A 9,358-nucleotide genomic window follows, 5' to 3' on the forward strand; every position below is an offset into this window, starting at 1 on the left:
TCCCGGGGCGGGAGCGGCGCCGGACTGCTGTGCTGTGACCATCACTCGACCGTGTACCCGTTCACCTGGGCCTCGTTCTCCAGGGCCGTCTGCCAGTCGGGCAGCAGGTCGACGAGCTTCTTGCCCGCGGCGAGCTCTGGCGTCACGGTCTTGGCGAAGACCGCCTCCTGGCTGAACCGGGGGTAGCCCCACCCGTCCCAGACCTGACCGGACGCCGTGGTGACGTTCTCGGCGAAGTCGCCGGCGAAGTAGCCGGACTCCGCCTGGTTCGCGAGCCACTTCTCCGCCGCGGAGGCGTACGCGGGGAGGCCGGGCCCGAGCTCGACCTGGTACTCGTCGGAGCTGGTCACGAACTCCAGGAACGTCTTCGCCGCCTCGAGGTTCTTGGAGTGCTGGGAGACGAACCAGGTGCCGCCGCCCACGTTCCCGGTGACGGCCTCCTGGCCCTCCCAGGCCAGGGGCAGCCCTGCCGCGATCGTGCCCTCCGGGGCGTCGAGCGAGTCCTTGTTCTGGAAGAGCGCGCCGCTGAACCAGATCGGGCCGGGCAGCATCAGCGTCTTGCCCGAGTACTTGCTGACGAACTCGGCGTCGAAGACGCTGTCCTGCACCACGGATCCCGACTCGATCAGGTTGTCGAGGATCTCGGCCATCCGCACGGCGTTCGGGTCGGACGTGTCGGTGCTGAAGGTGTCGGTCCCGGTGACCGTGTTGATCGGCGCCTTGGCGCCCCAGAAGTACACCTCGGGCGCCCAGGCGTCGCCGACGGAGCCGACGATGTAGCCGGGGTGCTCCTCCGCGACCTGCTCGCCGAGCGCCTCGTACTCCTCCCACGTGGTGGGGACCTCGTACCCGAACTCGTCGAACAGGCTCTGGTCGTACCACGTCACGACGGACGCGAGGTCGTTGCGCAGCCCGTACACGGTGCCGTCGACGGTCGTGGGGTCGAGGGCGCCGGGCGTGAACCCATCCAGGAACTCCTGGTCGAAGTACCCCTTGTCGAGCGGCGCGGCGAACGGCGTCTGGCCGACGGCCGCCCAGGCGGCGTCGTTGTTCTGCGTGGAGAAGACGACGTCGGGCCAGCCGGAGCCGGCCTGGTCGAACGCGGTGATCTTGGTCTGGAAGCTGCCCGAACCGTTCGCGCCGCCGTCGTAGGTCTCGACGTTGACCGGGACGTCCGGGTGCGCCTTGGTGAACGCCTCGACGGCGGGCTCGCGCGAGGCGTCGACCCACACCGTGATCGGGCTGTCGGCCTCCTGCTCCTCGGCCGCGAAGCCGTAGGGCGAGTCGGCGCCGGAGCCGGTTCCACCACCGCCGCCGCAGGCCGCGAGCGCCAGCGCGGGGGCAACGACAGCCGCCGCAAGAGTGAGCCGTCCGAGCCGCGTGCGGCCGGCGGAGCGAGTACGCAAGGACATCGTTGTTCCTTTTCTCATCAGCAACAGTGCACGACCGGGATGCGCGCCTGGAGGCTCTGGACTCGGCCCCCTTGCCTCGCGCAAGACTGTACCAGAGATAACATGTATGCCAAGTGCCGTGGGTTATCACATATAGTTCGGCTGGCTCCGGAGGTTTCTGCCGACCCCGGACCACGCAGGCCCTGACAGGGATTCCGACGGAGGAGAGCCCATCCATGCCCGACACCATCCCCGCGACCATCGCGGTGACCGAGTGCGACCACGACGCGTTCCTCGAGGAGGAGTCGGTAGCGCGCGAGAGCGGCGTCGAGCTGCGGATCGGCCAGAGCCGCACCCGTGCCGAGCTGATCGACGCCTGCCGCGACGCCGACGGCGTGCTGGTGCAGTACGCCCACGTCGACGGGGAGGTCATGGACGCACTCCCCCGGCTCCGGGCGATCGGACGCTACGGCGTCGGCGTGGACTCGATAGACATCGACGCCGCGACAGCGCGCGGCATCGCGGTGTGCAACGTCCCGGACTACGGCACCGAGGCCGTCTCCGACCACGCGATCGGCCTCACGCTCGCGGTGGCCCGCGGCATCCCGCGCACCGACCGGGGCCTGCGGGAGGGCCGGGTGGACCTGCCCGCCGTCCGCCCCCTCTTCCAGACCCGGGGGCGCACGTTCGGGGTGGTCGGCCTCGGCCGGATCGGCGCGGCCACGGCGCGCAAGGCTGCGGGCCTCGGCTATGCCGTCATCGGGCACGACAGCCTCGTCGAGCCCGGCACCGACCACCACGGGGTACCCGCGGTGACGCTCGACGAGCTGTGCGCACGCGCCGACGTCGTGTCACTGCACGTCCCGCTGACCCCGCAGACCCGCGGCCTGATCGGCGCGGAACAGTTCGCGCTCATGCGGGACACCACGATCGTCGTCAACACCGCGCGTGGCGGTGTGGTCGACGTGCCGGCCCTCGTCGACGCCCTGGAGGCAGGCCGCCTCGGCGGGGCCGGGATCGACACCCACGAGGACGAGCCCCTTCCGGTGGACCATCCCCTCACCCGGTTCGACAACGTCGTCCTGACGCCGCACCTGGCGTGGTACACCGAGGAGTCCTACGGCGAGCTCAAGCGCCGCACCATCGAGAACGTCGTCGAGGTGCTGGCGGGGCGCAACCCGCGCAACATCGTGAACCCGCGGGCGCTGGGCGTCGGACGGACGGCCCTGACCCACGCCGCGCAGCACGACCCGCAGCACGACACGGCGGGAGGCCTCCGATGACCACCATGCCCGCGGTCGTCTGGACCGCCACCGACACGCTGGAGCTGCGCGAGGTCGACGTCCCGCAGCCGCCTCCGGGCTGGGCGCTGGTCGAGGTCGCCTACACGGGGATCTGCGGCACGGACCTCGCCATCGTCCACGGCAAGCATCCCCGTGCCCGACACGGCCTGATCCTCGGGCACGAGATCTCCGGCCGCGTCGCCCGGGCGGCGCCGACCGGACCGCAGGCCGGGAGCTCGGTCGTCGTCGAGCCCCTCATCTCCTGCGGCCGCTGCAGGGCGTGCCGCGCCGGCGACACCCACGTGTGCCGTGACCTCGGCCTCTACGGCATCGACGTGCCCGGCAGCCTCGCCCGGTACGTGGCGCTCCCGCCCGAGGTGCTGCACGAGGTGCCCGCCGGCGTCGACCTGCGGCTCGCGACCCTGGTCGAGCCGCTCGCGGTGGCGGTCCACGCCGTGACGCTGTCCGGGCTGCGGGACGGGGACACCGTGGCGGTGGCGGGCGCCGGACCGATCGGGATCCTCACGGCGCTGACCGCCCGGCACGCGGGCGCACGCCACGTGATCGTCAGCGAGACCTCCCCCGCGCGGCGCGCGCTCGCCGAACAGCTCGGCCTGACAGTCGTCCCCGAGGGGGAGACGCTCACCTCCGTGGCCCTCGAGCTCACCGACGGCGAGGGCGCTGACGTCACCTTCGACGCGGCCGGCCACCCCGCCGTCGCGCCCGAGCTCACCGCGGCCACCCGGGTCGGCGGGACCGTCGTGATCGTCGCGGTGCACAAGGAGCCGACGCCGGTGGACCTGCGCGAGGTCTGCTTCAAGGAGCTCGTCGTGCGCGGTGTGCGCGTCTACACGTCCGACGACGTGCGGCGGGCGATCGGGCTGGTCGTCGACGACAGCCTCGGCCTGGGCCGGCTGCCCACCAGGGCGTTCCCGCTCGGCCAGGCCCAGGAGGCGGTCGCCGCCGCGGGCGCCGCGGAGTACCTCAAGGTCCTGATCACTTCCCACGAGGAGGACGCCGACAGATGAACCCGTTCGACCTGACCGGACGGACCGCCGTCGTGACCGGCGGCGGGCGCGGGCTTGGGCTGGGCATCAGCCGCTCGCTGATCGCCGCGGGCGCCGACGTCGTGGTCCTGTCCCGCGGCGACCTGCCCGACGAGCTCGTCGCGTACGCCGGCGAGCACTCCCGCACCGTCTCCGGGGTGCACGCGGATCTCGCGGACCCCGCCTCGATCGACGAGACCGTCGCCCACGTGCTGGCGCGCCGCACCGTCGACATCCTGGTGAACAACGCCGGGACGCAGGCACGGCACCCCGCCGCCGAGTTCCCGCTCGACGAGTGGGACACGGTGCTCCAGGTCAACCTGCGGGCGGTGCTGCAGCTCTGCCAGGCGTTCGGCCGCCCCATGCTGGAGCGCGGCGCCGGCAAGATCGTGAACCTGGCGTCCCTGCTCAGCTTCCAGGGCGGCCTGACGGTCCCGGCCTACGCGGCGAGCAAGGGCGCGGTCGCGCAGCTCACCAAGGCGCTGTGCAACGAGTGGGCCGCACGGGGCGTGAACGTCAACGCCGTGGCGCCCGGCTACATGGACACCGACATGAACGCCGCGCTCCTGGCGGACCCGGTCCGCTCCCGGCAGATCGGGGACCGTATCCCGGCGGGCCGTTGGGGTCGGCCCGCCGACGTCGGCGGCGCCGTGGTGTTCCTCGCCTCGGGGGCCGCCGACTACGTCCACGGCCCGGTGCTGGCCGTGGACGGCGGCTGGCTGGCCCGCTGAGCCGGCCCGCCGGGCCGGGCCCCACTGAGCCGGCCCGGCGGGTCGGCCGGGGTCCGGCCGCAGGTCAGCCGACCGAGGCCACCTTGAGCTGGGTCGCCGGGTCGCGGCGCTGCGCGAGCCGCAGCCCGGCCTCGCGCGGGCGGACGTGCGGCCCGGCGGGCGCCGCCCACGACCCCGTCCCGGTGATCGCCGCGATCTCCGCCTCGTCCACCTCGATACCGGAGCCCGGCTCGTCGCCGAGGACGATGCCGCCGTCCTCGAAGGACTGGTCGACCGTCAACCCGACGGGGAACGACAGGTCCTGGACCTCGCTCACGAGGTGGTTGGGCACGGCGGCGGCCGCGGCGGCCAGCGGGTTGCAGTTGTACGCGACCGGGCTGACCGGCAGGTCGTGCGCGTGCGCGAAGGCGGCCACCCGCATGAAGTGGGTGGGGCCCCAGACGCTCCCTGTCTGCACCACGTCGACCGCCCCGGCCTCGACGAGCGGCCGGAACTGCTCCAGCCCCGTGAGATTCTCGCCGGTGGCGATCGCGGTGGACGCCGACCGCGCCAGGGCCAGATGACCCTCGACGTCCCAGCGGCGCACGGGCTCCTCGATCCAGGTGAGCTCGACCTGCGCCTCGACCTGTGCGAGCTGCCGCCGCGCCTGGTGCCTGCCCCAGCTCTCGTTGACGTCGTACATGAGCGAGGGGTTCTCGCTGTTCCGGCTCATCACCTCGCGCACCACGCCGAGCCGGGCCACGTCGCGGCGCAGGTCGAGCCCGCCCTTGACCTTGGCGCCGGTGAACCCGCGGTCCGCGAACCGCGAGTACAGGTCCACGAGGCCGTCCTCGTCGAGGCCGTACTCGAGGCCCGACGCGTATCCGGCCACGAACCGGTCCCGCGCGCCCAGCAGGCGCCACAGCGGTTCGCCTGCCATCTTCGCCTTGAGGTCCCACAGCGCCATGTCGAGCGCCCCGATCGTGGCGAAGGTCGATCCGGCGTGACCGGCCTTGAAGACCCAGGAGAGCATCCGGTCGTAGAGTGCGGCGACCGCGCGGGGGTCCTCCCCCTCGATCGCCGGGAAGACCCGGTCGATCGCGTCGTGCGACCCGAGCCCTACCCCCGTCAGACCGCCGTCGGTCTCGACCAGGACGACCGGGACCTCGGTCACGCCGCTGCGGATCACGCCGTTGACGTCCCCGACGGGCCGGCCCCACCGGTGCACGGTGAGCAGGCTCCGATACCCCGTGATCTTCATGGGTGGTAACTTATCATACGAATTACATCTAGCTCTTGGGGCGACGGCGAGCCCAGCTCCGCGAGATGTGCGCGCGCATCAGGTCGGCGGAGGCCTCCGTGTCGCCGCTCATGATGGCCTCGAAGATGTGGCGGTGCTCCTCGTGCGTCAGCTCGTTGTGCCCCTTCGGCGGCGCGCCGGTGTACTGGGCCACGAGGCGGGCCTTGCCCTGGATGCTCGAGATGATCGCGCGCGCGAACTCGTTGCCGGAGATCCGGTGGACCAGCGAGTGGAAGGCGATGTCCTCCTCCGCGTACTCGTCGGGGTCGTCGAGCGAGGCGTTCAGCGCGTCGAACTGGCGGGACAGCGCCGCGCGGGCGTCGTCGTCGATCTGCCGCGCCGCCGATGACGCCATCAGGCCCTCCAGCACCGTCCGGATCCCGATGAGCTGGTCCATGAACAGGAGGCTGTCCTCGCGCTGGAAGATCGCCTCGAGGACCATGGTGTCGAGCAGCGACCAGGACTCCCGGTCGAGCACCACCGTGCCCCAGCCCTGACGGGCGGCGACCAGCCCCTTCTCCGCCAGCGCCGTGAGGGCCTCGCGGATCACGGTGCGGCTCACCGTGAACGTCTCGCACAGCACCGCCGCGGAGGGCAGCGCGGTTCCTGGCGCGTACTTCCCGGTGACGACGTCCTGCACGAGCGTCCGGATCACTGCCTCGGCGAGTGCCGGCCGGTTTCGGGTCACCTGCGTACTGGTCGGTGCCTGCTGAACCACGTGTCTCTCCTCTTCCGACGCGCGATCTCGGGGGGCCGCACGATCGCCCATCGTATCGCCAGGGCTTCTTCCGCGGCCCCCTGCACCATTGCGCACACATCATATGTGTGATTAGTCTCTCGCGGCGGGTAAGGAAGCCCGGTCGCCTCAGCAGAAAGCGATGGAACGATGACACAGAGGTCACGCACAGTTCCGAGAATCCGGCATCGATCGAGGAGAGCGGGAGCCATGGCTGCCCTGAGCGCCATAGCGGTGGTCGTCTCGGCAATGGTTCCCGTGTCCGCGGCACAGGCCGCACAGGCCGCACAGCAGGTCGTAGAGCAGGGCAAGGACCGCACCTACTTCGCCGCGCCCGACGGCCGTGACGCCGGTGCGTGCGAGGTGCGGCGCGCCTGTTCGATCGAACGCGCGCAGGAGCTGGTCCGGCGCGAGGCCCGCAAGGGCAGGGACGTCACCGTCGTGCTGCGGGACGGGACCTACCGGATCACCGAGCCGCTCGTGTTCGGCGCGCAGGACGGCGGCCGCGACGGCCACACCGTGCGGTGGACGGCGGCGCCCGGCGCCCGGCCGGTGATCTCCGGCGCCACCCCGATCTCCGGATGGTCGGTCCACGACGAGGAGGCCGGCGTCTACGTCGCGGACACGCCGCCCGGCGTCGACAGCCGCCAGCTCTACGTGAACGGGATCATCGCGCAGCGCGCCTCCCTGCCGCTGGCCAACTCCGATGTGACACCAACGCCGACCGGCCTGACCATCAACAACCAGCAGCTCGGCTACCTCAGCGGCCTGCCGGACCAGGGGCGGATCGAGTTCCAGTCGCTCGGCGACTTCACCAACCGCTACTCCCCCGTCGAGTCGATCGCCGGCTCCACGATCACCATGGCGCAGCCCGCGTGGGACAACAACACCTGGGGCTGGGACACCGTGCAGAACTCGTTCCTCGCCGGGCCCACGTGGTCGCTGGAGAACTCGCTCGCGTTCCTCGACCAGGTCGGCGAGTGGTACCTCGACCCGTCCGCGGGGAAGCTGTACTACAAGCCGGGTGACGGCGTCGACCCCGACGACCTGGACGTCGAGCTCCCGCAGGTGGAGTCGCTGGTGAGCATCAGCGGCACGTACGACGAGCCGGTGACGGGCCTCGAGTTCGACGGCCTCGAGTTCACCGGCACCTCGTGGCTGGGCCCCTCCACCCACGGCTACGCGACCCAGCAGAACGGCGCGTTCATCAAGGACGCGTACGAGTACCGCCCGGATGACGCCTTCACGAGCTGCTCGCGCGGCTGCGAGATGTTCGAACGAGCCCGCTTCGACGCCTGGTACCAGGAGCCTGCGGCGGTGCAGGTCTCCGCGGCGCACGACATCTCGCTGACGAACAACCGCTTCACGAACCTCGGGCAGACCGCGCTCGGCATCGGCAACGACGCCAACGCCACGCTCTCCGGGGTAGGCCTGGGCGCCAGCGGCATCGACGTGACAGGAAACGTTTTCAACGAGGTCGGTGGCCACGGGATCGCGGTCGGCGGGGTGCGGGAGGACGCGCACCACCCGAGCGACCCGCGGATGATCAACAAGGACATCCGCATCGAGAACAACACGGTCAACCGGGTCGCCGTCGAGTACAAGGACAACTCGGGCATCCTCAGCACGTACGCGACGAACGTCCAGATCGTGCACAACGAGGTCGCCAACGTCGCCTACGACGGCATCGACACCGGCTACGGCTGGGGCGCCAACGACCCGGGCGGCTCGGCGGAGTACGTCCGCCGCGGCTACTACAACTGGCACGCCCTGTACACGACCCCGACGACGCTCAAGGACAACCTCGTCGCGGGCAACCTTGTGCACCACACCAAGGCGCGGTTCGCCGACGGCGGTTCGCTGTACAACCTCTCGGCCAGCCCGGGCACCGTGGTGGAGCGCAACTACCTGTTCAACGTCTCCGGCGTCGGCCTCTATCTCGACGAGGGGACGCGCTACACCACCTACCGGCACAACGTGCTCCAGGGCACCAACCCGTGGATCTTCACCAACGCTTACAGCGACGGCAACAACACCAGCGACAACATGATCCGCGAGAACTGGTTCAACTCCGGCGGCGCCCAGATCCCGAACGCCGAGGAGCGGAACAACCAGCTCATCGACAACGTCTCGGTCGCGGGCACGAGCTGGCCGCAGGCGGCGCTGGACGTCATGTGCGAGGCGGGTGTCGCGCCGCGGTACCGGACGACGCTGAACGCCAACCTGTTCGGGCTCGCACAGTGCCCGGTGGACGCGCCGGTCGGTGACGGATACCGGACGACGGCGGTGTCCGCGGCCGAGAGCTACTTCGGGCAGCGGTCCGGTCAGCAGGGCGCCGCCTTCGGTGTCGCGGCGGCGGGCGCGGACGTGTGGGGCGCGGGCGGCCAGCGGGACGACGCGTTCGGAGCGCTCTACCGGGCGGGCTCCTTCGCCGCCGGGTCGAGCGTCTCCGTACGCGTGGACACGGTGAACGACACGAACGCCTGGGCCAAGAGCGGGGTCATGGTCCGCAACGACCTGACCGCGCCCGGGGCGTCGTCCGGGTACGCGATAGCCGCCGTGACGCCGCGCAACGGCGTCGTCTTCCAGTGGGACGCGAACGGCGACGGCTACCTCGACAGCGCGAGCCAGGCCCGGGTCGACACGCACCGCGCGGTGTGGGTCAGGCTGGACCGCGTGGGCGACCAGGTGTCGGCGTCCTACTCCTACGACGGGGTCAACTACCGGCGGGTCGGGTCCGCGGTGGCGCTACCCGGCGCGGCGGAGGTGCAGGACGGCGGCGTCTTCTCGACGTCGCACGACGTGAGCACGGCGGCGATCAACGTGTTCAGCGACCTCCGCCTGGCCGCGGCCGACGGCCCCGGTCGGCCGTAGCCGCCGACCGCTCGGTCC

The 9,358-nt window shown here is 71.4% G+C and carries 7 protein-coding genes; 4 read left to right on the forward strand and 3 right to left on the reverse strand.

Annotated features, from left to right (window positions below; translation table 11 throughout):
* Window positions 1-41: 41 nt before the first annotated feature.
* Window positions 42-1,412: an ABC transporter substrate-binding protein gene (locus tag ACFWE2_RS22700; RefSeq protein WP_377226471.1), complete on the reverse strand. Its 1,371-nt coding sequence runs from the start codon at window positions 1,410-1,412 to the stop codon at window positions 42-44.
* 215 nt (window positions 1,413-1,627) lie between these two features.
* Here ACFWE2_RS22700 and ACFWE2_RS22705 point away from each other — a divergent pair, with 215 nt between their 5' ends.
* From ACFWE2_RS22705 to ACFWE2_RS22715, 3 genes are read left to right on the forward strand one after another with little or no spacing between them, the layout of a single operon-like run.
* Window positions 1,628-2,674 (forward strand): C-terminal binding protein, encoded by a 1,047-nt coding sequence (locus ACFWE2_RS22705; protein WP_377226472.1) that lies wholly within the window; start codon window positions 1,628-1,630, stop codon window positions 2,672-2,674.
* On the forward strand, window positions 2,671-3,702 hold the full coding sequence (locus ACFWE2_RS22710) for a zinc-binding dehydrogenase (protein ID WP_377226473.1): 1,032 nt from the start codon (window positions 2,671-2,673) through the stop codon (window positions 3,700-3,702). The genes ACFWE2_RS22705 and ACFWE2_RS22710 overlap by 4 nt, the downstream gene beginning before the upstream one ends.
* Entirely contained in the window at window positions 3,699-4,451 is a 753-nt protein-coding gene (locus tag ACFWE2_RS22715; protein WP_377226474.1) for an SDR family oxidoreductase, read from the forward strand. The genes ACFWE2_RS22710 and ACFWE2_RS22715 overlap by 4 nt, the downstream gene beginning before the upstream one ends.
* A 64-nt stretch (window positions 4,452-4,515) precedes the next feature.
* Here the strand turns inward: ACFWE2_RS22715 and ACFWE2_RS22720 are convergent, their stop codons facing one another.
* Both ACFWE2_RS22720 and ACFWE2_RS22725 read right to left on the reverse strand, forming a co-directional pair.
* Window positions 4,516-5,691 (reverse strand): mandelate racemase/muconate lactonizing enzyme family protein, encoded by a 1,176-nt coding sequence (locus tag ACFWE2_RS22720; RefSeq protein ID WP_377226475.1) that lies wholly within the window; start codon window positions 5,689-5,691, stop codon window positions 4,516-4,518.
* Window positions 5,692-5,719: 28 nt separating this feature from the next.
* Window positions 5,720-6,448, reverse strand: a complete 729-nt coding sequence (locus ACFWE2_RS22725) for a FadR/GntR family transcriptional regulator (protein WP_377226476.1) — start codon at window positions 6,446-6,448, stop codon at window positions 5,720-5,722.
* Between the two features lie 228 nt (window positions 6,449-6,676).
* Here ACFWE2_RS22725 and ACFWE2_RS22730 point away from each other — a divergent pair, with 228 nt between their 5' ends.
* Window positions 6,677-9,340 carry a right-handed parallel beta-helix repeat-containing protein gene (locus tag ACFWE2_RS22730; RefSeq protein WP_377226477.1) on the forward strand — a complete coding sequence of 888 codons (2,664 nt, stop codon included), beginning with the start codon at window positions 6,677-6,679 and terminating at the stop codon, window positions 9,338-9,340.
* Window positions 9,341-9,358 lie beyond the last annotated feature (18 nt).

The sequence above is a fragment of the Promicromonospora sp. NPDC060271 genome, from assembly GCF_042726755.1.
In the GTDB taxonomy this organism is placed as follows: domain Bacteria; phylum Actinomycetota; class Actinomycetes; order Actinomycetales; family Cellulomonadaceae; genus Promicromonospora.

Coding starts and splice junctions, on each gene's coding strand:
- ACFWE2_RS22700 (WP_377226471.1), bottom strand. CDS start 1,412: ATGTCCTTGCGTACTCGCTCCGCCGGCCGCACGCGGCTCGGACGGCTC.
- ACFWE2_RS22705 (WP_377226472.1), top strand. CDS start 1,628: ATGCCCGACACCATCCCCGCGACCATCGCGGTGACCGAGTGCGACCAC.
- ACFWE2_RS22710 (WP_377226473.1), top strand. CDS start 2,671: ATGACCACCATGCCCGCGGTCGTCTGGACCGCCACCGACACGCTGGAG.
- ACFWE2_RS22715 (WP_377226474.1), top strand. CDS start 3,699: ATGAACCCGTTCGACCTGACCGGACGGACCGCCGTCGTGACCGGCGGC.
- ACFWE2_RS22720 (WP_377226475.1), bottom strand. CDS start 5,691: ATGAAGATCACGGGGTATCGGAGCCTGCTCACCGTGCACCGGTGGGGC.
- ACFWE2_RS22730 (WP_377226477.1), top strand. CDS start 6,677: ATGGCTGCCCTGAGCGCCATAGCGGTGGTCGTCTCGGCAATGGTTCCC.